Raw genomic sequence first — 20,371 nt, forward strand, 5'->3', positions numbered from 1 at the left:
GTCTGGGCAGAAGGCCCAACGCCGGCGCTTCCCCCAGATTCAAAAGCCGATTTCGATATCGTAGTCCATGATCACCGGCGCGTGATCGGAAAAGCGGGTGCCGCTGTCAATCCAGCCATCCTGAATGGTCTTGCGAATGCCCGGGGTCATCAGCTGGTAGTCCACCCGGATGCCCGCATTCTTGCGTGACCCTTCAGTCTGCTCCGGCCACCAGGTGAACTGATTGCTCTGCTTGTTGATCTCGCGGAACGCATCAATACAGCCCATCTCATCAAACAGGCGATCCAGCCACGCCCGCTCATGGGGCATAAAACCGGACACATCCAGCTTGTGGTAAAGCGGGCTCGCGTCCGTCACATGCTGTGCCGTCTGCAGGTTGGCGCCGAAAATGAACTGACGACGCTTGCGCAACGTTTTTTGCATGTGCAGGCCAAAGGCGTCCATGAAGTCGTCCTTGTGGTCCAGCACGGTCAGATCATCGTCACCGATCAGCTCATCTTCCCGGCCCAGGGCGCAGGGCGCCAGAACACAGGCAACCGACACCCTGTCAAAATCCGCCTGGATAAAACGCCCTTCCCGGTCTGCCTGCTCATTGGCGAATCCGTACATGATGGCCTTCGGGAAATGACGGGTGTAGATACCAACACCGCCATCCTCGTTATTCTCGCCATCAATGAAATACGCCTCGTAACCTTCCGGTATCAGGTTGAAGTCTTCAATCTCATAGGCCCGCATGCGGTGATCCTGGACGCAGACCACGTCAGCGTCCTGCTCGGCCAGCCACTCGAAGAAACCTTTTTCAACAGCCTGGGCCAGACCGTTGACGCTGATTGATACTACCCGCATACGTGTTCCCTGATTCGGTTTGTGTGTATGATACCGGTTTTACGCTTTAATTAAAGATCCACACCCGCCAGAAGCCTTGTCATGCACGACTATCAGCAACATTTCATTGAATTTGCCATTCGCCGTAACGTTCTCCGTTTTGGCGAGTTTCAGCTCAAGTCCGGTCGCACCAGTCCGTACTTCTTCAACGCCGGCCTGTTCAACACCGGTGAGGACCTGCTCGAATTAAGCAAGGCCTATGCCGCAGCCCTGCAGCGCAGCGGCCTGGATTATGACATCATTTTCGGCCCTGCCTATAAGGGCATACCGTTGGCCACGGTAACGGCCATGGCCCTGGCCTCTGAAGGCCAGAACAAACCCTTCGCCTTCAACCGCAAGGAAAAGAAGGATCACGGAGAAGGCGGTAACATCGTCGGCGCCCCACTTGAGGGCAAGGTGCTGATTGTTGATGATGTCATTACCGCCGGGACAGCCATTCGTGAATCCATCGACCTGATCCGGGCGGCTGGCGCAGAACCCGCCGGCGTGCTGATTGCCCTCGACCGCCAGGAACGCGGCAATGGCGAACTGTCGGCCATTCAGGAAGTGGAAAGGGACTTCGGTCTGCCGGTGGTCAGCATTATTCAGCTGGACCAGGTTCTCGATTACCTGGCGACCCAGCCTGGCTTTGCCGACCATGCCGATAACGTTGCACAATATCGGGATCGTTACGGAGTCTGAACTCACATGAAGCGTCTGACCAGGTTTTCACTCATTGCTTCCGCCCTCCTGCTGGCCGCAACTGCAGCAGAGGCCAGGATGTACCGTTACACGGACGAAAACGGCCAGATTGTCATCAGCAACACCATTCCCCAGGAAGCCTCCCGGCGAGGCTATGACATCCTCAATTCCAAGGGACGGGTAATCGACTCCGTTGATCCTGCACCCACTGCAGAAGAAATTGCAGCCAGGGAAGCCAGGGAACAACACGAAGAGGCCGAAAGAATCCAGCGTGAGAAAGATCAGGCTCTGCTCAAGCGTTTCAGCCACCCGGACCAAGCAGTCAGGGCCATGCATCGCAAAATTCGCGAACTGGAGGGCCTGAACCAGCTCAAACGCGGCAACATCTCCGTGATCGTCAGCCAGCTCGACAACGAGGAAGGCCGGGCCGCCGACATGGAGCGCGCCGGGCGAGACATCCCCGAATCCATGTTGGAAAAGATTCGTCGCCTGGAAGCTCAAATCCATGACATTGAGCAGGAAATTGCCTTGCAGAAATCCGAAATCCAGTCCCTGCGCGACGACTTCGAAGCTGACATCAAGCGTCTGGAAACCCTGACAGGAGAAGAGAGAACGCTTCCCCTCGAACGCCCCGAAGACAACCAATAGCTTCGCGACACAGTCACAAAAAAGGCCACCTCAACAGGTGGCCTTTTTGCTGAATCCGGCAAGCGGATCAGGCAGAAGCAGTGCTCTTCTTGGCAGTGCTCTTGCGTGCGGTGGTCTTGCGCGCCGCAGGCTTCTTGGTCTCAACGGACTTCTTCGCAGTCTCGGCCGCTTCGGAAACTTCTTCCGCGGTTTCAGAGACGGCTTCCGCGCCTTCAGCGGCTTCTTTTTCCAGCTTCGCTACCAGATCAGCGGCAAAGTTGTTGAAACGGCTGTTTAGGCTGCGCAGCTGCTCGAACAGGCTTTCGCTGTAGCCGTCGTAACGGGTACGCAGGGTCTTAACGCTGTATTCGCGTACTTCAGACTCCAGTTTTTCAGCGTAGTCGAACGGCTTGGAAGCCAGTTTCTTCTGCTGCTCTTCAGCAGTGTTAATACCCTTCTCGACGATGTCCTGAAGCTGTTCCTGATATGACTTGAGTTTACCCATAATTGTCTCTCCTGAGATTATCGAGGTTGAGGATTCGTTAGCGATCCTTAATAGCACTCACTCAGGTTACGGCTAAAAATTAGAATGTTCATACTAAAAGCCGCACAGAAATCAATCAGATCTGAGGAGACACATTTACCAGCGGAAAAGAACCCAACTGGGCACCAGCATGTCGGTCTCGTCTTCACGGATCCAGCCACCGCCATCGGCTGGCACCAGGTAATACTCCGGCCCCACTTCCGGTACCACCTTGATTTCCACCAACTGGCCATTCACCCGATATTCGTAAAACACTTCCTGCTCACCGGGACGAATCACAATCTGAGGCCCCTCGGAGGACGGCTGGTAATCTGACACCACAATGGGCTCTTTCGGTGTCTCCACAACCTCCTGATCAAGCCCGCCACTTTGCTGCGCAACAACCGGCGCGCAGAGCAGCACAGATACAACACCCAGACAGGCGACTCGTTTCATTTTCGTGATACCCTTTCGTCCATTCATGGCTACAGAGTTGCACAAGGCAACCCTTGCTTCAATCAGAATCCGGACCTGCTTGATATGACACAGCAACAGACCCCACCGGTCGTTCTTGTAGACGGCTCATCTTATCTGTTCCGGGCATACCATGCCCTGCCACCACTGACCACCAGCAAAAATCACCCCACCGGCGCCATCAAGGGCGTGATCAGCATGCTGCGCCGACTGGAACAGGACTTTCCTGGCTCGAAAATGGTGGTGGTGTTCGATGCCAAGGGCAAAACCTTCCGCCACGACATGTACGAAGAGTACAAAGCCAACCGCCCGCCCATGCCGGATGACCTGGCGTGCCAGATCGAGCCCATCCACGAGATCGTCAAAGCCATGGGCCTGCCCCTGCTGATCGTACCGGAAGTGGAAGCGGACGATGTCATCGGCACCCTTGCCCACGAAGCCACCAGCAAGGGCATCGACGTGGTCATTTCCACCGGCGACAAGGACATGGCGCAACTGGTCAGCGACCACGTCACCCTGATCAACACCATGACCGAAACCCGGATGGACCGGGACGGGGTGGTTGAGAAGTTTGGCGTCAAACCGGAGCAGATCATCGACTATCTCGCCCTGGTGGGCGACAAGGTAGACAATATTCCGGGCGTCAACAAATGCGGGCCCAAGACCGCGGTGAAATGGCTGCAGGAACACCACGATCTTGACCAAGTCATCGCCAATGCTGACAAGGTCAAGGGCAAGATCGGCGACTACCTGCGAGAGGCGCTGGACACCCTGCCCCTGAGCCGGGAACTGGCCACCATACGCACCGATGTTGACCTGGACTTCGGCCTGGAAGACCTGCAATTGCGCAACCAGGATGACAGCACCCTCCTCGGCCTGTTCCGGGAGTATGAGTTCCGTTCCTGGATTGCCGAGCTGGAAAATGCGGATGACGCGCCATCCGACGCCAGTACAGAAAGCGCCAGTGATAACAGTCAACCGCTGGAAAAGCGCTACAGTGTGGTGACGGAACAGGCAGAGCTGGATCGCTGGATCAATCGCCTGAAAGAGGCCGCCCTGTTTGCCTTTGACACCGAGACCACCAGCTTGCGCTATATGGATGCGGAAATTGTCGGGGTCTCCTTTGCCATCGAACCCGGCGAGGCGGCCTATGTGCCCCTGGGCCACGATTACATGGGCGCTCCGGAGCAACTGGACCGGGACGACGTTCTGGCGCAACTGAAGCCGCTGCTGGAAGATCCGGACGCCCGAAAGCTGGGGCAGAACCTGAAGTACGACAAGAACGTGCTGGCAAATCACGGCATTACCCTGGAAGGCATCGCCGAAGACACCATGCTGGAGTCCTATGTACTGAACTCCGTGGCGTCCCGCCACGACATGGACACACTGGCCATGCAGTACCTCGACGAGCAGACCATTACGTTTGAATCCATTGCCGGCAAGGGCGCGAAGCAGCTCACCTTCAACCAGATTGATCTGGAAAAGGCCGGGCCCTATGCCGCGGAAGATGCGGACATCACCCTTCGTCTGCACCACGTATTGCGCCCCAGACTGGCAGAAACCGGCAAACTCCAGTCCGTTTACGAAGACATCGACCTGCCGCTGGTTCCGGTGCTTTCCCGCATGGAACAACGCGGTGCGATGATCAGCGCCAGCACCCTGAAGCAGCACAGCCAGGAACTGGCGGAGCGAATGGCGGAGCTGGAAAAGGAGGCCCACGACGAAGCGGGCGAAACCTTCAACCTGGGCTCCACCAAACAACTGCAGGCCATCTTCTACGACAAGATGGGGCTGCCGGTCATCAAGAAAACCCCCAAAGGCGCGCCTTCCACGGCGGAACCGGTACTTCAGGAACTGGCCCACGAGCATGCCCTGCCCCGGCTGATTCTGGAGCACCGCAGCCTGAGCAAGCTCAAGTCTACCTATACGGACACCCTGCCGGAGCTGATACATCACCGCACCGGGCGCATCCATACCTCCTATCACCAGGCGGTCGCTGCCACAGGACGACTGTCGTCGTCCGAGCCCAACCTGCAGAACATCCCCATCCGCAGCGAACAGGGGCGGCGTATCCGCCAGGCCTTTGTAGCTCCGGAGGGCTACAAGCTGGTAGCGGCGGATTACTCCCAGATCGAACTGCGGATCATGGCTCACCTGTCCGGTGACAAGGGTCTGCTGACCGCCTTCGACAAAGGCGAGGACATCCACAAGGCGACCGCTGCGGAAGTGTTCGGGGTGTCCGTCAGCGATGTAACCGGCGACCAACGCCGCAGCGCCAAGGCGATCAACTTTGGCCTGATCTACGGCATGTCCGCGTTTGGCCTGGCTCGCCAGCTTGATGTGGGTCGCAACAAGGCCCAGGAATACATCGACCGCTACTTCGAGCGTTACCCCGGCGTGTTGAAGTATATGGACAATATCCGCAAGCAGGCCCACGACGACGGTTACGTGGAAACCCTGTTTGGCCGGCGCCTGTACCTGCCCGAGATCAACGCCCGCAACAAACAGATGCAGCAGGCCGCCGAACGCACGGCGATCAACGCACCAATGCAGGGAACCGCCGCCGACATCATCAAACGGGCCATGATTGAAGTGGAAACCTGGCTACTGAAAAACCATGCCGACGACGCCCGGATGATCATGCAGGTACACGATGAGCTGATCCTGGAGGTTAAGGAGAGCGCTCTGGAAAAGATCTGCAAAGGTCTTGAAACGCGCATGTCCGCAGCCGCCAGCCTGGATGTTCCTCTGTTGGTGGAAGCCGGTGTCGGTAACAACTGGGACGAGGCGCACTGAGGGACACTGGCCGGGCCTATGTCCGGCCAGTCATCCGGCCGCCTGTATCGGCACCATTTCGGGGCGTTTTTGATTAAGATGCCCCGTTTCAGTACGCACCTTATCCGCACCTTCACCCCACGCACCCTGCCCCGCCCTCCGATAACAACATTCGCCTGTACGGCACGATATTCGCAAGCTATTGACCGTCGGCTCCTATTTCCACCCGGGAGCCAGGTTGTGACAACTCTTTTCCGAGGCCCTTACCATGACATCTCTGGCATCTGAACGAAGCTGGCTACTGGACCCTGGCTTGCTGAAACTGGTCCACCAGTGCCGCCGACTGATTCATACCGAGTTCGGAGTCAAGCTGCACCTCACGGAGGAGCACCTGGAGCAGAGGCTGGCCGACTACGCCCGCAAGACACGCTCCAGCCAGTTGATACGCACCTGGGAAACCCTGAAAGAACGGGTTCCGCAGCTCGATATTGCCGATCCGGAGGATGACAATCCGGAAGCAGTAAAACGAACCTACCGCGGACAGGTTATTCCGGAAGACAACAGTGGTGACAGGGAAAGCCGTCAGGAAGAGGAGGAGACCCGGCCACGACGAACCAGGGTGATCTATCGTGGCCAGGTGGTTGGCTGACCGGACCCGGTCAGCCTGTCAGCAGGATCCGCTTAAAAGGACTTGCTGACCTGGATGCCAGCGCTCCAGGCGTCGAGCTCGTACTCGCCCTGATAGTTGCTCTGGTCCGGCACGCCCGGCTGAAGTTCAGCGACCTGTGACGGGTTTTCGTGCTGGTAGTTACGCTCATCGACCCGGCCGTTGCCGTCGAAGATCAGCGTGCCGGCCGCAACGTCAACGGTCCAGCCGCTACTTGCGTCAGCCCACTGGGCACCCAGCGTGAGCCAGTGACGGTCATTGGACGGAATGCGTGCGGTGACGTAGTTTTCATTAACCGGTGATTCGTCAAATGCATAACCGGTTTTGAATGCCCACTCCGGAGTTGCCTGCCAGATGCCGCCGAGGTTGAACTGCCAGGTGTTCTGCCATTTTTCGGTGATGTGGCTGAGGACCGCGCCTTCCTGGGGCGCCCGGGTAATCTCGCCGCCCGTCTCACGACTTATGATATCCAGCTCTTCGAAACGACTCCATTTGGCATAAGTCGCGCCCGCCAAAAGCGTAACGGTATCGGTCAGCTGATGGCGTGCACCCAAGGTGATGCTTTCAGGAATCGCCAAAGGCACTTCCACCTTCTCGGAGACGCTGGTCGGTGTGGTTACGCCTGCCGCCGGATTCACGTAGCCAGTCAGGTCTGCGTCACCCTCAAGGTTCAGCTCGGTGCCTGTTTGAGCCGACAAGCCAAACTGGGTTCTCTCGGACAGCTCATACAGGAAACCAACACGGAAGGTTACGCCAACATCGTCCCCCTCAATGTCTGCATAACCCTGATCATAAAATCCGGGATCGGGATTACCGCTTGGCGCCGTCACCGCCACACTGGCCAACGAGTTGTCCAAAAACCGCGTCAACTTGCCTTCGGCGTAAATGATATTGATGCCTGCACCCATCGACAGCCCCTTGCCGTTGTTGACGGAAATGGACGGACTAAAGGAGATGGCAGTCAGCTCGGTTTCATCGGCGAAGAAGCGCCCGGTGAAATCATCCTCGTAGTCAGCCGCTAGCCCGAACGGGGCGTGGATACCAAAGCCGACATCGATAGAATCACTGACCTCGTGGGTCATATAGAGATTGGGTAGTACTGCCGGGTCAGCAATATCCCCGCCGCGCGAACCCTGTACCGGAAGCCCCAGCTGATTGGTGGCTTCCACGCCCTCTTTCGCTTCCGCATCAATATCCAGCACGGCCGTACCAAAGGAAATATTGGTACCAGACAGTTGGCTCATGCCCGCCGGGTTGAACAGCACGGTGGTTGCGTTCTCGGGATTGGCGGCAGTACCGGCATTGGCAACTCCCATGGCGCTGGCGCTTTGCTCATTCAGGGCAAAACCACCGGCCATAACGCTGGCAGGGGCAGCAGCGGCAGTCAGGGTGGCAAAGCGGATGGCAGAATAAAGATTGGACTTATTGTTGCGCATACTTCCTCCTTTGAATTTTGCGGCGGAGTATACGCATCGCGGGCCAATGGCCTCAAATGCCATCCCTACTGGTTCGTGAGACTAATCATTTCAGACTAAAGTCTAATTCGCTTGCCGGTTGATCAATCGTCCTGAATCGACAGTTTGTCCACGGATGATGACAATTGATCGGCGCCCTGGGCGTCGGTACCCAGCTTGATCATCAGGCGCAGATCATTGGCGGAATCCGCATGGGCCAGGGCATCCTCGTAGGTAATCGAACCTTCAGCATAGAGCTTGTAAAGCGCCTGATCGAAGGTCTGCATGCCGGATTCGTTGGACTTGGACATCAGTTCCTTGAGTTTGTGCACTTCGCCCTTGCGGATCATGTCTGCCACCAGCGGCGTATTGATCAGCACCTCGATCACCGCCTTGCGGCCCTGACCATCCGGCGTCGGAATCAGCTGCTGGGCCACGATGGCCTTGAGGTTCAGGGACAGGTCCATCCAGATCTGGTTATGCTGCTCCGGCGGGAAGAACTGAATGATGCGGTCCAGCGCCTGGTTGGCGTTGTTGGCGTGCAGCGTGGCCAGGCACAGGTGACCGGTTTCCGCGAATTGCACCGAGTACTCCATGGTCTGGCGGGTACGCACCTCACCGATAAGAATCACGTCTGGCGCCTGGCGCAGTGTGTTCTTCAGGGCGACCTCAAAGCTTTCGGTATCGATCCCCACTTCCCGCTGGGTCACGATACAACCCTGGTGCTGGTGCACGAATTCGATGGGATCCTCGATGGAGATGATATGGCCACGGCTGTTGCGGTTGCGATGCCCCAGCATGGCCGCCAGCGAGGTGGACTTACCGGTACCGGTGGCGCCCACGAACATGATCAGGCCTCGCTTGGTCATGGCCAGGTCCTTGATTACCTCTGGCAGGGCGAGGTCGTCAATCTGCGGGATTTTCACTTCGATCCGGCGCAGCACCATGCCGCACAGGTTACGCTGAAAGAAAGCGCTCACCCGGAAACGGCCAATGCCCCGGGCGCTGATGGCGAAGTTACACTCATGGCTTTCCTCGAACTCGGCCCGCTGCTTGTCGTTCATGGAACCGTAGACAAACTCCCGGGTCTGCTCCGGTGTCAGCGCGCTCTTGGTGACCGGGAGTACCTTGCCGTTCACCTTCATGCTGGGAGGCACACCGGCGGTAATAAACAGGTCTGAACCGCCTTTTTCCACCATCAGCCGCAACAGTTTTTCGAATTCCATGATTTATTACCTATTCGTCGGTCTTCGGTGCAAGGGCGCACCGGGTGAAGCTATCCGCGCCCGCAAGCGTTGTTCGTGCCTGCCAGACAGATCAGAAATTGTCTGGCATTTTTGCCTTGGCCTTTGCCGCTTCGCGGGAAATAAGGCCTTTTTGCAACAGGCGCTCCAGGCATTGATCCAGGGTCTGCATGCCAATGGCACCGCCGGTCTGAATAGACGAGTACATCTGGGCGATCTTGTCTTCCCGGATCAGGTTACGAATCGCCGATGTGCCGATCATGATTTCGTGGGCAGCGATCCGGCCGCCGCCCATTTTCTTCATCAGGGTCTGGGAGACGACCGCCTGCAGGGATTCCGACAGCATGGAACGAACCATGGATTTCTCCTCGGCCGGGAACACGTCAACCACACGGTCGATGGTCTTCGCGGCGGAGGTGGTGTGCAGGGTGCCGAAGACTAGGTGGCCGGTTTCAGCCGCGGTCAGCGCCAGACGAATGGTTTCCAGGTCCCGCAATTCGCCCACCAGGATGATGTCGGGATCTTCCCGCAGTGCCGAGCGCAGCGCTTCGTTGAAGCCCAGGGTGTCCCGATGCACTTCCCGCTGGTTAACCAGGCACTTTTTGGATTCGTGCACGAATTCGATCGGGTCCTCGATGGTGAGCACGTGCTCGTAACGGCTGTCGTTGATGTAGTCGATCATGGCCGCCAGGGTCGTGGACTTACCGGAACCGGTCGGGCCGGTCACCAGCACCAGGCCTCGGGGAACCGAGGACACGTCCTTGAACACCTGTCCCATGCCCAGGTCTTCCATGGTCAGCACCTTGGACGGGATGGTCCGGAATACCGCACCGGCGCCGCGGTTCTGGTTGAAGGCGTTGACACGAAAACGGGCGACACCGGGAACCTCAAAGGAAAAGTCGGTCTCGTAAAATTCTTCGTAGTCCTTCCGCTGCTTGTCGTTCATGATGTCGTAGATCAGCCCGTGGACTTCTTTATGCTCCATGGGCGGGAGGTTGATCCGGCGCACATCGCCATCAACTCGAATCATCGGGGGCAATCCGGCGGACAGGTGCAAGTCGGACGCACCCTGTTTGGCCGAGAAGGCAAGCAGTTCGGTAATATCCATAGATTTCCTCGGAAGGCGTTTTTCTTTTATCCCGGTCTGAAGCCGGTTCCGGTGCGGATCCCGCATTCAGGATCACTTGGCATTTCAGTAACCTGCGGGTAACGTGTCAGCAAGACAGTGACAGACCGGAGTCGGCGGATTCACACTATGAGCAGCATAGCAGACAACATCGGGAGCGTAACCCGACGCATACAAAAAGCAACATTGAAGGCCGGGCGGGCTCCCGAATCTGTGCACCTGTTGGCAGTCAGCAAGACCCGCACGTCGGACGATGTCCGGGAAGCCGTAGCTGCGGGCCAGGTGGCCTTCGGCGAGAACTACCTGCAGGAGGCCCTGGACAAGATCGAGGCGCTTGAGGATCTGCCGGGGATTGACTGGCATTTCATCGGCCCCATCCAGTCCAACAAGACCCGCCAGATCGCTACAGCTTTCTCCTGGGTCCACAGCGTTGACCGCCTGAAAATTGCTCGCCGGTTGAGCGAGCAGCGGGACGCCGGCCTGCCGCCCTTGAATATTTGCCTGCAGGTCAATATCAATAATGAAGAGAGCAAATCCGGGTGCGCCCTGGAGGACCTGGACGAACTGGTCAGTGCCGTTGGCGAACTGCCCAACCTCTCACTGCGTGGGCTGATGGCGATCCCTGATCCCGACCAGCCAGAGGCGCAGCTGCGGACCAGTTTCCGCAGCCTGGCCAACACATTGAAAGCCCTGCGCCAGGATCATCCTGAAGCCGGCCCCCTGAATACGCTTTCCATGGGTATGTCCGGGGACATGGAAATTGCCATAGAGGAAGGGGCAACCTGGGTCCGCGTTGGCACCGCCCTCTTCGGTGAACGGGCAGCAAAGAGCTGAATCGTTCAGTTCCTGTTATCATCGGGGCCGGATCAATAACAGATCAACTTGTGGAGTGAACTTTGAGCACATCACCAACCATTTCGTTTATCGGGGCAGGCAACATGGCCAGCGCCATCATTGGCGGTATGCTGGACAACGGCTTCAAGGGAGCCGATATCTGGGTCAGCGCTCCCGATGACAGTCACCTGCAATCCATTCGCAAGCGCTTCGGTGTCAGTGTGACCACGGACAACCGCTACTGCGCACAGCAGGCCGACATGGTGATTCTGGCGGTGAAGCCCCAGGTCATGGCGGATGTCTGCCGCGATATCGCCCCGGTGGTGCAGAACACGCGACCACTGATGGTGTCCATTGCCGCCGGTCTGGAAGCCGGTACGCTGGACGAGTGGCTTGGCGGCGGCCTGCCGCTGGCGCGGGTCATGCCCAACACTCCGTCGCTGGTTGGCAAGGGCGCTGCCGGGCTGTTTGCCAATGATCAGGTCAGCGACAAACAGAAGCAGATGGTCGAAACCGTCTTCAACAGCATCGGTTCCGCCCTCTGGGTGGATGAGGAATCCCTGCTGCACGCCGTCACTGCCCTCTCGGGCAGCGGTCCTGCCTACTTCTTTCTCATGCTCGAAGCCCTGGAAGAGGCCGCCACGGAAGCCGGCATTGCCCCGGAGACCGCCCGTCAGCTGGCGATCCAGACCATGGCTGGCGCCGCCGAAATGGCCGGTCGCAGCGAACATGATCCCGCCCAACTGAAGCGCAACGTCATGTCCCCCGGCGGCACCACTGAGCGCGCGATCCACACCTTTGAGGATGGCGGCCTGCGGGATCTGGTCAAGAAAGCCTATTCCGCCGCTTTCTCACGCTCTGAAGAAATGGCCAAAGAACTGGCGAACCAATAACGGAGACACGGCTTCATGCTGGCTGATATTCTGATCACCATCCTGCTCATCGCCTCAACGTTTTACATGACGATTGTCCTGTTGCGCTTTTTACTGCAGTTGGCGAGAGCGGATTTCTACAATCCCATTTCCCAGTTCGTGGTGAAAGCCACCAACCCGCCGCTTCGCCCCCTCCGGCGTGTCATCCCGGGCTGGGGCGGCATCGATGGCGCCGCACTGGTGCTGGCGATCGTCATCCAGGCCATCGCGTTTCTGCTGATCCTGGTGACACTGAACGGCGGCATGCCGAGCATCAACCCACTCACCTTGTTGGTGTGGGCCGCCCTGAACGTACTGGATCTGGTGGTCAAGATCTACTTCTGGTCGGTCATTGCCGTGGTGGTCGTCAGCTGGATTGCTCCGGGCAGCCATCATCCCGCGATTCAGCTGGTGGCGCAGATCACCGAGCCGGTCATGCGCCCGGTCCGGAACGTGATACCGTCCATGGGCGGACTGGACCTGTCCCCGATTGTCGTGTTCCTGCTGCTGAACGTGATATCGGTGGTCATTAACCACATGAAGATCGCTGCGGGCATGGGCGCCCTCGCCGGAATGTAAACCACGTCACGAATATACACTCCGTTACAGTTCTCTACACAAAGCATCACACCCGGGCCGCCGATTCATCCCACTGATTCGGCGGCCTTTTTTGACCAATACCTGCCGCTCTGCTATACACATCTGTTTTCACGCCCAAAGAAACGCACAGCAGCTGGGATAATATTGCCTATAGTTCGCCATTAACCCGTGCACAACACCGTTACCCGGAAGTCGCGCAGAAGGAAATTCCGATGAACAAACAAGGAACTCTGTCGCAGCAGGTAGAGGCCTACCACAACTGGAAAAAGGAACTGATCCGCCAGATCGGCCGTTACCGCTTGTGGTTACAGGACAACGACCTGTTCTCAGAGGACGTGAGCCGCCGTATCCGGCACGGCCTGGAACTATTGATCGAAGACGAACTGACCATCGCCTTTGTCGGGGAATATTCCCGTGGCAAAACCGAACTGATCAATGCCCTGTTTTTCTCCGAGTATGGCCAGCGCATGCTGCCATCCCAGGCCGGACGCACCACCATGTGTCCCACCGAGCTGTTCTTTGATCGCACCGAAAACGCCAACTACCTGCTGCTGCTCCCCATCGAGACCCGCACCGGGGAGTTGTCCCTGCATCAGCTGCGCAAGCAGCCGGAACGCTGGGTCAAGCATGATCTGGACGAACGTAACCCTGAAGTGATGCGGGAAGTATTGGCGGAAGTGGCCCGGGTCAAAAGCGTGACACCCAATGAAGCCCGCGACCTGGGTTTCGACGAAGACATGCTGGAGCACGATCGCAACAACCCCGGTAATGTCCTGGTCCCTGCCTGGCGCAATGCCCAGATCAGCATCCGCCACCCGCTGTTTGAACGTGGCCTGCGCATTCTCGACACACCGGGCCTGAATGCCCTGGGCTCGGAACCGGAGCTGACCATCAGCATGCTGCCCCGGGCCCATGCGGTGGTCTTCCTGCTCAGCGCCGACACCGGTGTCACCGCCAGCGACATGACCATCTGGAAGGAGCACATCGACACCGAACACGCCGATCACCGCGCCGGTCGGTTCGCAGTCCTCAACAAGATCGATGTGCTTTGGGACGATCTCCAGGGCGAACACCACACCCGTGAAGCCATTGACCGTGTCCGCAACTACACCGCGGACCACCTGGGCATTCGCAACAATGACGTGATCCCGCTCTCCGCCAAGCAGGGCCTTACGGCCCGCGTCAGGCAGAACAGCGACCTGTTTGAACGCTCCAACCTCGGGCAGCTTGAACATCTGATCATCAGGCGCATCCTGATGCACAAGGAAGAGCTGATCACCCAGAGCCTGATCAATGATCTGCTGGGCATGCTCCAGAACAGCCAGGCCGCCATGCAGACCCGGCTTGATGCCCTCGAGGAAGAGCTGGACGCCTGCTCCGGCGCCACCATGGACAAGGCGGCGTTACGCCGCCTGGCCGACCGGGCACAAAAAGACTACGACTTTTACTACAAGAAACTTATCACCCTGCGCTCCAGCCGCCGGCTTATGGACTCCCAGGGCGACATGCTGAAAAAGCTGGTCAACCAGGAGCGCTTTGAGGGCCATGCGAACAAAGTCCGCCAGTCGATGTCGAAGAGCTGGACGACGGCCGGTATGAACCGTGGCATGGACCACTTTTTCGAGTTACTGGAAAGCGACCTGAACAACCTGATGAGCGAAGGCCGGCTGGCGGAAAAAATGGTCGGGGCCATCTATCGGCGTTACAACGAAGACACCCGCGCGCGCCACCTTGAGCCCATCCCCCTGCGCTCCGGTCGGCATGTGATCGCGATAAGGGAATTGCGCAAGAAAGCCCGGCGTTTCCGCGCCAATCCCAAGAACCTGCTGACCGAACAGTCCGTGCTGATCAGACGCTTCTTCAACGTCATGGTCAATGAAGCCCGCACCCTGCACCAGCGGGCCCAGGCCGACGTGGAGCGCTGGCCATCCGAGGCTCTGCTGCCGATCATGCAGTACTCAATGGAGCAGAAACAGCTGCTGGAGCACCAGATCCGTCGCCTCAAGGACATGGTCCGCAGTGACCGTGACAGCCGTGCCGAACGGAAGCGTCTGCAAAACACCATCACTGACCTGCGCCGGCAGCTGGAACTGGCGGACGCCATGCAGCGACAGATTCGCAAACCCGCCCCCACACTGATTCAGCAAAAGGTCGTTAACATATCGGGCGCTGTCTGAGCGCGCCCGATCATCCTGCGGTTGCAGCCACGAGGGCCGGCCTTTAAACTGCTGGGCTGGCAACCGCTCTCCCCGCGTTGTTCCAGACTTTTACTGACTGAACCAGGAACCTGTCGCGCCGATGCCCGATTCCCTGCCAACGGATTCTGTCGGGATAGTCACCCCGCAGACACTACATTTCGACGCGCCCATTACACTGGCGTGTGGACAAACGCTGGATAGTTACGATCTGGTGATCGAGACCTACGGCACTCTCAACGCCGATGCCAGCAATGCCGTTCTGATCTGTCACGCCCTGAGCGGTCACCACCACGCTGCCGGTTACCACTCCATGGATGAGCGCAAGCCCGGCTGGTGGGACGCCTGCATTGGCCCGGGCAAACCCATCGATACCAACCGCTTCTTCGTGGTCAGCCTGAACAACCTCGGAGGCTGCCATGGCAGCACCGGCCCCAACAGCATCAACCCGAAGACCGGCCAGCCCTACGGACCGGATTTCCCGGTGATTACCGTCAGCGACTGGGTGCAGAGTCAGGCCCTGCTGGCGGACCGGCTCGGCATCGAGTGCTGGGCCGCTGTGGTGGGCGGCTCCCTGGGCGGTATGCAGGCACTGCAGTGGAGCCTGGATTATCCGGATCGGCTGCGGCATTCGGTGGTGATTGCCTCCACCCCCCGGCTGACGGCCCAGAACATCGCCTTCAACGAAGTGGCGCGGCAGGCCATCACCTCAGACCGTGAGTTTCACGACGGCCGTTATCAGGATTTCAATACTGTCCCTCGCCGTGGCCTGATGCTGGCACGAATGGTGGGCCACATCACCTACCTGTCCGATGCCTCCATGGGTGAAAAATTCGGCCGTGAATTGCGGGATCAGGCCTACAAGTTCGGCTATGACGCCGAATTCCAGGTGGAAAGTTACCTGCGCTATCAGGGCGAACGTTTCTCTGAGATGTTCGATGCCAACACCTACCTGCTGATGACCCGCGCACTCGATTATTTCGACCCGGCGTACGAGTATGGTGGAGACTTGTCCAAGGCGCTGGCGCCCTCCAACTGTGAATACCTGGTATTGTCCTTCAGCACCGACTGGCGCTTTACCCCGGCCCGCTCCGAAGAAATCGTCAACGCCATGATCGCGGCAAGGAAGCGGGTGAGTTACGCGGAAATCGACGCGCCCTGGGGGCACGATGCCTTCCTGATTCCCACGCCGAGGTACACTGATATTTTCACCGCCTATATGGATCGTGTCGCACGGGAGGTGGGCGCATGAGACCAGACCTGGAAATCATTCAGCAATGGGTCAAACCCGGCAACCGGGTGCTCGACCTGGGCTGCGGTGACGGTACCCTGCTGGACTTCCTGCAGCGTGAACGCGGCGCCACCGGCTTTGGCCTGGAAATCAACCCGGACCACATCACCACCTGCATGAGCCGTGGCGTTTCGGTGATCGAACAGAATCTGGATACCCAGGGCCTGGGTAACTTCGACGACCGCACCTTCGACACCGTCCTGATGACCCAGGCCCTGCAGGCCGTAAGGCGGCCAGACATGGTGCTGGATGAAATGCTCAGGGTGGGCCGGGAAGGCATTGTCACCTTTCCCAACTTTGCCCACTGGCGCCTGCGATGGGGACTGACCCTGAAAGGGCGCATGCCGGAATCCGAGGCATTGCCGTACAAGTGGTACAACACGCCCAACATCCGGCTGTGCACATTCCATGATTTCGAAGCCCTGTGCCGCCAGAAGAACATCCGCATCAAGAGTCGGCGGGTGGTGGACGGACAGCACCAGAATAGCTGGCTGGCCCGCCTCTGGCCCAATATGCTGGGAGAGATCGCCATATACCGTATTACACGGGAGGAAACATCATGCTGAGTTCCCGAATCTGGCAGACTGCCGCGCTGATCTGCCTCACCCTGATCAGTTCAATGGCCCATGCCGCCGGTTCCAAGGATTTTGGTGAGTACCAGGTGCATTACAGTGTCTTTCCGAGCACATTCCTGGATCCCGAAGTGGCCAGGGCCAACAACCTCAATCGCAGCCAGAGCATTGGCATCGTCAACATTGCCATCATGCAGGAGGGGGAAAACGGAGCGCTGCAAACGGTCTCCGGACAGGTTGAAGGCAAGGCGCTGAATGACGTCCAGCAGCCGAAGTTCCTGGCGTTCCGTCGCATCCAGGAGGGTGACGCCGTCTATTTCATCGCGGAATACCAGTACCGCACCGCGGAGTTGATGACCTTCCAGATCACTGCCCGCCCCAGTGGCGCCGGCCAGGATCTTCCCATCCGATTTGCCCAAACACTGTTCAACGACTGATGACTGAAACCAACACCCAACTGGTCATTGCCAGCAACAACAAAGGCAAAATCGCGGAGCTTACCAGCCTGCTGAGCCCGCTTGGCGTGCAACCCGTGGCACAGGGCGAGCTTGGTGTCAGCGAGGCCGAGGAACCCGCCGTTACCTTTGTCGAGAACGCCATCCTCAAGGCCCGCCACGCCGCCCGGGAAACCGGGCTGCCGGCACTGGCGGACGATTCCGGGCTTGCGGTTGACGCCCTTGGCGGTGCACCCGGTGTCCGCTCGGCCCGCTACGCCGGCGAAAACGCCAGTGACGCCGACAACGTGCGCGCCCTGCTCGATGCCATGTCTTCGGTTCCGGATGACCAGCGGGGCGCCCAGTTCCACTGCGTCCTGGTGTATCTTCGCCATGCCGATGACCCCACGCCCATCATCTGTCATGGTCGTTGGCCCGGGCGTATTCTGAGGGACCTCCGCGGCGAAGGTGGTTTTGGCTACGACCCGGCATTCCTGGTTCCCGAGACCCACTGCAGTGCCGCGGAACTCAGCCGCGAACAGAAAGGCCGCATCAGCCACCGCGGCCGCGCATTGGCCCTGCTGCTTGAACAGCTGAAAGCCAGGACGGACACCCCGTGACGTCCGCCTTCACCGAGGCGGATTCTGCCCTTCCGCCTCTGAGCCTGTATATCCACGTACCCTGGTGCGTTCGCAAGTGCCCCTACTGCGACTTCAACTCCCATGCCCTGCAGGGGGACATTCCGGAAGACCGTTACCTGAACGCGCTGCTGGAAGACCTGGATCAGGATCTCGCCCTGACCGGAGGGCGTCGTATCGAGACCGTTTTTATCGGCGGCGGCACGCCCTCACTGATGTCGGCGACCTTCTACCAGAATCTTTTCCGGGCCCTGAGGCAACGCCTGGACTTCAGCCCCGATGCCGAAATCACCCTGGAGGCCAACCCCGGGACCGTGGAACAGGCAAGGTTTGAAGGATTCCGCGATGCCGGCATTAATCGACTGTCCCTGGGCATCCAGAGCTTCAACCCGGAGCACCTGAAAGTTCTGGGGCGCATCCACGATGATCGGGCTGCCCACGACGCAATCAGGGCCGCCAAACAGGCAGGCTTTGACAACTTCAACCTGGACCTGATGCACGGGCTGCCGGGGCAAACACCGCAGAACGCCATTGCGGATCTCGAAGCCGCCCTGGCCTGGGAGCCGCCCCACGTTTCCTGGTACCAGCTGACCCTGGAACCCAATACCGAGTTCTACAGCCGCCCGCCAGTGCTGCCGGATGACGACCGCTTATGGGACATCTACGAGCAAGGGGGAGACTACCTGCGACGCCATGGCTACACCGATTATGAGGTGTCCGCCTGGTCCCGTCCCGGCATGGCGTCCCGCCATAACCTGAACTACTGGACCTTTGGCGACTACCTGGCGCTGGGCGCCGGCGCTCATGGCAAGATCACTACTCCCGGGCAACAGACGCGATACTGGAAAACCCGGCAACCGTCGGCATACCTGAACCGCATCGGCAGCCGCACCGCCGGCAGCGAGATCATTGAAACCAGCGAATTGCCACTGGAATTCCTGATGAATGCTCTGCGTCTGACCGAAGGCGTGGACGATCAGTTATTTAGTGCACGAACAGGTTTACCCCTGAGCACGGTTGCGGTAAAACTTGAACAGTTAAGAAAGGAAAACCTGCTGGCCCCCGACCGGATCAAAGCCACCGAGCTTGGTCAGAGGTATCTGAACAGCCTGCTGGAGCGTTTTTTGTAATGCACATTCCGAGCATCATCCAATCCTTACCCAAAAAACTGAAACTGGGTCTGGTCGTCACCGTTACGCTGCTGGTGGCCCTGCTGGCCACTAACCAGCCCCTGCAAACCGGCTCGGCGCCCCAGGGCATCGTCAGCTTCCAGCTCGCCGCCACCGCCGATCACTCCATGGCCATTTTGCGCAGCTGGCGCGGCGACGCCATGTTCTGGGCACACCTTTCCCTGTGGCTGGATTTCCTGCTCATCCCCGCCTATGTCATCACGCTGCTGATGGTGACCAACCTGATTATGCGGGATCGCCCCGGAGTGCGGGAGCGGAACGTGGCGCGGTGGGTCAGGGCATTGTTTGTCACCGCCGGCGCCAGCGATGGACTGGAAAATATTCTGCTGCTGAATAATCTGAACCCGCCAACCGATACCATCAGTCTGTCGGCCACTATCTGTGCACTGATCAAGTTCACCGGACTGATGCTTGGGATCGCGGGACTGGTGATTATCCGCGCCGCCAGACGTCACCCACTGGCTCACGGGTGACGCCTGAGGATTCAACGTCAGTTGGTGCGGTGGAAGAGCAGATCCCAGACCCCGTGACCAAGGCGTTCGCCACGTTTCTCGAACTTGGTGATGGGGCGGTCATCCGGGCGTGGTGAGAACTGCCCCGACTCCCGGGCATTGGCGAACCCCTCCGCCTCACTCATAACCTCCATCATGTGTTCGGCGTAGTTCTCCCAGTCCGTTGCCAGGTGCAACACACCGCCAACCCGCAGTTTGTGGCGAATCCTCTGAACAAAGTCATGCTGGATCAGGCGGCGCTTGTGATGACGTTTCTTGTGCCAGGGGTCGGGGAAAAACACCATGACCCGATCAAGACAGGCATCAGGCAGGCACAGGTCAATGACATCGTTGGCGTCAATGGAATACACCCGCACATTCTCGAGCTTGCGATCTTCCACTTCTTTCAACAGCGCACCGACACCGGGCAAGTGCACTTCCACGCCAATGAAATCCTGTTCGGGTGCGGCCTCCGCCATATCAGCGAGGGATTTGCCCATACCGAAGCCAATTTCCACGTTGAGCATGGCATCGCGCCCGAATACCTCGCGCGGATCAATCATGCCATGTTCCCGGGTTAAGCCGTAGACTGGCCAGCTGCGTTCGTACGCCTTTTTCTGGCCTTCGGTCATCCGGCCCTGGCGCAACACGAAACTGCGAATACCCCGGCGCGTGGTTACCGGAGAATCGTTGGACAGATCTTTTTCATCGGTCATCTGTAGTCCTCAACCGCAGGAAGCGGATTCTGGTTCTGAAGAA

At 58.7% G+C, this 20,371-nt stretch carries 21 protein-coding genes; 14 read left to right on the forward strand and 7 right to left on the reverse strand.

The genetic code is table 11. The annotated features are described in order from the left end of the window. Positions 1-39 precede the first annotated feature (39 nt). Positions 40-846: an exodeoxyribonuclease III gene (locus ACJO5Y_RS05435; protein WP_406985407.1), complete on the reverse strand. Its 807-nt coding sequence runs from the start codon at positions 844-846 to the stop codon at positions 40-42. An 81-nt stretch (positions 847-927) separates the two neighbouring features. Here ACJO5Y_RS05435 and pyrE point away from each other — a divergent pair, with 81 nt between their 5' ends. Both pyrE and ACJO5Y_RS05445 read left to right on the forward strand, forming a co-directional pair. Next, on the forward strand, positions 928-1,566 hold the full coding sequence (pyrE, locus tag ACJO5Y_RS05440) for an orotate phosphoribosyltransferase (RefSeq protein WP_406985408.1): 639 nt from the start codon (positions 928-930) through the stop codon (positions 1,564-1,566). 6 nt (positions 1,567-1,572) lie between these two features. Beyond that, positions 1,573-2,214: a DUF4124 domain-containing protein gene (locus tag ACJO5Y_RS05445; RefSeq protein ID WP_406985409.1), complete on the forward strand. Its 642-nt coding sequence runs from the start codon at positions 1,573-1,575 to the stop codon at positions 2,212-2,214. A gap of 67 nt (positions 2,215-2,281) precedes the next feature. Here the strand turns inward: ACJO5Y_RS05445 and ACJO5Y_RS05450 are convergent, their stop codons facing one another. Together ACJO5Y_RS05450 and ACJO5Y_RS05455 are read right to left on the reverse strand one after the other, a co-directional pair. Then, positions 2,282-2,698 carry a hypothetical protein gene (locus ACJO5Y_RS05450; RefSeq protein WP_406985410.1) on the reverse strand — a complete coding sequence of 139 codons (417 nt, stop codon included), beginning with the start codon at positions 2,696-2,698 and terminating at the stop codon, positions 2,282-2,284. A gap of 135 nt (positions 2,699-2,833) precedes the next feature. Next, positions 2,834-3,172, reverse strand: coding sequence for a DUF2782 domain-containing protein (locus ACJO5Y_RS05455; protein ID WP_406985411.1), 339 nt, complete (start codon positions 3,170-3,172; stop codon positions 2,834-2,836). An 84-nt stretch (positions 3,173-3,256) separates the two neighbouring features. Between ACJO5Y_RS05455 and polA the strand changes: the two genes are divergently transcribed. Together polA and ACJO5Y_RS05465 are read left to right on the forward strand one after the other, a co-directional pair. After that, entirely contained in the window at positions 3,257-5,986 is a 2,730-nt protein-coding gene (gene polA, locus ACJO5Y_RS05460; protein WP_406985412.1) for a DNA polymerase I, read from the forward strand. Between the two features lie 247 nt (positions 5,987-6,233). Then, complete coding sequence (locus ACJO5Y_RS05465) at positions 6,234-6,614, forward strand: hypothetical protein (RefSeq protein WP_406985413.1); 381 nt, start codon at positions 6,234-6,236, stop codon at positions 6,612-6,614. Positions 6,615-6,646: 32 nt separating this feature from the next. Here the strand turns inward: ACJO5Y_RS05465 and ACJO5Y_RS05470 are convergent, their stop codons facing one another. From ACJO5Y_RS05470 to ACJO5Y_RS05480, 3 genes are all read right to left on the reverse strand, one after another. Beyond that, positions 6,647-8,068, reverse strand: a complete 1,422-nt coding sequence (locus ACJO5Y_RS05470) for an OmpP1/FadL family transporter (protein WP_406985414.1) — start codon at positions 8,066-8,068, stop codon at positions 6,647-6,649. 122 nt (positions 8,069-8,190) lie between these two features. Beyond that, a complete protein-coding gene (locus ACJO5Y_RS05475) occupies positions 8,191-9,312 on the reverse strand; it encodes a PilT/PilU family type 4a pilus ATPase (RefSeq protein ID WP_406985415.1) in 1,122 nt (373 codons plus the stop codon). Positions 9,313-9,403: 91 nt separating this feature from the next. Then, positions 9,404-10,438, reverse strand: a complete 1,035-nt coding sequence (locus ACJO5Y_RS05480) for a type IV pilus twitching motility protein PilT (protein WP_406985416.1) — start codon at positions 10,436-10,438, stop codon at positions 9,404-9,406. Between the two features lie 147 nt (positions 10,439-10,585). On the opposite strand from ACJO5Y_RS05480, the gene ACJO5Y_RS05485 reads away from it, so the two are divergent. The 10 genes from ACJO5Y_RS05485 to ACJO5Y_RS05530 all read left to right on the forward strand — a co-directional run bounded on the left by ACJO5Y_RS05485 (position 10,586) and on the right by ACJO5Y_RS05530 (position 19,594). After that, positions 10,586-11,290 carry a YggS family pyridoxal phosphate-dependent enzyme gene (locus ACJO5Y_RS05485; protein ID WP_406985417.1) on the forward strand — a complete coding sequence of 235 codons (705 nt, stop codon included), beginning with the start codon at positions 10,586-10,588 and terminating at the stop codon, positions 11,288-11,290. Positions 11,291-11,352: 62 nt separating this feature from the next. Then, entirely contained in the window at positions 11,353-12,183 is an 831-nt protein-coding gene (proC, locus tag ACJO5Y_RS05490; protein WP_406985418.1) for a pyrroline-5-carboxylate reductase, read from the forward strand. A 15-nt stretch (positions 12,184-12,198) separates the two neighbouring features. Continuing rightward, positions 12,199-12,780: a YggT family protein gene (locus ACJO5Y_RS05495; protein ID WP_406985419.1), complete on the forward strand. Its 582-nt coding sequence runs from the start codon at positions 12,199-12,201 to the stop codon at positions 12,778-12,780. Positions 12,781-13,013: 233 nt separating this feature from the next. Further along, positions 13,014-14,978 carry a dynamin family protein gene (locus tag ACJO5Y_RS05500; protein WP_406985420.1) on the forward strand — a complete coding sequence of 655 codons (1,965 nt, stop codon included), beginning with the start codon at positions 13,014-13,016 and terminating at the stop codon, positions 14,976-14,978. A 121-nt stretch (positions 14,979-15,099) separates the two neighbouring features. Then, positions 15,100-16,248, forward strand: a complete 1,149-nt coding sequence (gene metX / locus ACJO5Y_RS05505) for a homoserine O-succinyltransferase MetX (protein WP_406985421.1) — start codon at positions 15,100-15,102, stop codon at positions 16,246-16,248. After that, positions 16,245-16,853: a methionine biosynthesis protein MetW gene (gene metW, locus ACJO5Y_RS05510; RefSeq protein WP_406985422.1), complete on the forward strand. Its 609-nt coding sequence runs from the start codon at positions 16,245-16,247 to the stop codon at positions 16,851-16,853. Before metX ends, metW begins: the two co-directional genes overlap by 4 nt. Then, complete coding sequence (locus ACJO5Y_RS05515; protein ID WP_406985423.1) at positions 16,847-17,296, forward strand: DUF4426 domain-containing protein; 450 nt, start codon at positions 16,847-16,849, stop codon at positions 17,294-17,296. The genes metW and ACJO5Y_RS05515 overlap by 7 nt, the downstream gene beginning before the upstream one ends. Then, positions 17,296-17,913: an RdgB/HAM1 family non-canonical purine NTP pyrophosphatase gene (gene rdgB, locus ACJO5Y_RS05520; protein WP_406985424.1), complete on the forward strand. Its 618-nt coding sequence runs from the start codon at positions 17,296-17,298 to the stop codon at positions 17,911-17,913. The genes ACJO5Y_RS05515 and rdgB overlap by 1 nt, the downstream gene beginning before the upstream one ends. After that, positions 17,910-19,061 (forward strand): radical SAM family heme chaperone HemW, encoded by a 1,152-nt coding sequence (gene hemW / locus ACJO5Y_RS05525; RefSeq protein WP_406985425.1) that lies wholly within the window; start codon positions 17,910-17,912, stop codon positions 19,059-19,061. Before rdgB ends, hemW begins: the two co-directional genes overlap by 4 nt. Next, positions 19,061-19,594, forward strand: a complete 534-nt coding sequence (locus tag ACJO5Y_RS05530; protein WP_406985426.1) for a hypothetical protein — start codon at positions 19,061-19,063, stop codon at positions 19,592-19,594. The genes hemW and ACJO5Y_RS05530 overlap by 1 nt, the downstream gene beginning before the upstream one ends. A 17-nt stretch (positions 19,595-19,611) precedes the next feature. Here the strand turns inward: ACJO5Y_RS05530 and trmB are convergent, their stop codons facing one another. Continuing rightward, on the reverse strand, positions 19,612-20,328 hold the full coding sequence (gene trmB, locus ACJO5Y_RS05535; protein WP_406985427.1) for a tRNA (guanosine(46)-N7)-methyltransferase TrmB: 717 nt from the start codon (positions 20,326-20,328) through the stop codon (positions 19,612-19,614). Positions 20,329-20,371 lie beyond the last annotated feature (43 nt).

The organism is Marinobacter alkalisoli (genome assembly GCF_045449855.1).
Classification (GTDB): domain Bacteria; phylum Pseudomonadota; class Gammaproteobacteria; order Pseudomonadales; family Oleiphilaceae; genus Marinobacter.

Excerpts from the sequence above, each read along its gene's own strand:
- ACJO5Y_RS05470 (WP_406985414.1), bottom strand. The coding sequence starts at position 8,068 with ATGCGCAACAATAAGTCCAATCTTTATTCTGCCATCCGCTTTGCCACC.
- ACJO5Y_RS05450 (WP_406985410.1), bottom strand. The coding sequence starts at position 2,698 with ATGGGTAAACTCAAGTCATATCAGGAACAGCTTCAGGACATCGTCGAG.
- trmB (WP_406985427.1), bottom strand. The coding sequence starts at position 20,328 with ATGACCGATGAAAAAGATCTGTCCAACGATTCTCCGGTAACCACGCGC.
- pyrE (WP_406985408.1), top strand. The coding sequence starts at position 928 with ATGCACGACTATCAGCAACATTTCATTGAATTTGCCATTCGCCGTAAC.
- ACJO5Y_RS05485 (WP_406985417.1), top strand. The coding sequence starts at position 10,586 with ATGAGCAGCATAGCAGACAACATCGGGAGCGTAACCCGACGCATACAA.
- metX (WP_406985421.1), top strand. The coding sequence starts at position 15,100 with ATGCCCGATTCCCTGCCAACGGATTCTGTCGGGATAGTCACCCCGCAG.
- rdgB (WP_406985424.1), top strand. The coding sequence starts at position 17,296 with ATGACTGAAACCAACACCCAACTGGTCATTGCCAGCAACAACAAAGGC.
- ACJO5Y_RS05455 (WP_406985411.1), bottom strand. The coding sequence starts at position 3,172 with ATGAAACGAGTCGCCTGTCTGGGTGTTGTATCTGTGCTGCTCTGCGCG.
- ACJO5Y_RS05530 (WP_406985426.1), top strand. The coding sequence starts at position 19,061 with ATGCACATTCCGAGCATCATCCAATCCTTACCCAAAAAACTGAAACTG.
- ACJO5Y_RS05515 (WP_406985423.1), top strand. The coding sequence starts at position 16,847 with ATGCTGAGTTCCCGAATCTGGCAGACTGCCGCGCTGATCTGCCTCACC.
- polA (WP_406985412.1), top strand. The coding sequence starts at position 3,257 with ATGACACAGCAACAGACCCCACCGGTCGTTCTTGTAGACGGCTCATCT.
- metW (WP_406985422.1), top strand. The coding sequence starts at position 16,245 with ATGAGACCAGACCTGGAAATCATTCAGCAATGGGTCAAACCCGGCAAC.
- ACJO5Y_RS05480 (WP_406985416.1), bottom strand. The coding sequence starts at position 10,438 with ATGGATATTACCGAACTGCTTGCCTTCTCGGCCAAACAGGGTGCGTCC.
- ACJO5Y_RS05475 (WP_406985415.1), bottom strand. The coding sequence starts at position 9,312 with ATGGAATTCGAAAAACTGTTGCGGCTGATGGTGGAAAAAGGCGGTTCA.
- ACJO5Y_RS05465 (WP_406985413.1), top strand. The coding sequence starts at position 6,234 with ATGACATCTCTGGCATCTGAACGAAGCTGGCTACTGGACCCTGGCTTG.
- ACJO5Y_RS05445 (WP_406985409.1), top strand. The coding sequence starts at position 1,573 with ATGAAGCGTCTGACCAGGTTTTCACTCATTGCTTCCGCCCTCCTGCTG.
- ACJO5Y_RS05495 (WP_406985419.1), top strand. The coding sequence starts at position 12,199 with ATGCTGGCTGATATTCTGATCACCATCCTGCTCATCGCCTCAACGTTT.
- ACJO5Y_RS05500 (WP_406985420.1), top strand. The coding sequence starts at position 13,014 with ATGAACAAACAAGGAACTCTGTCGCAGCAGGTAGAGGCCTACCACAAC.
- ACJO5Y_RS05435 (WP_406985407.1), bottom strand. The coding sequence starts at position 846 with ATGCGGGTAGTATCAATCAGCGTCAACGGTCTGGCCCAGGCTGTTGAA.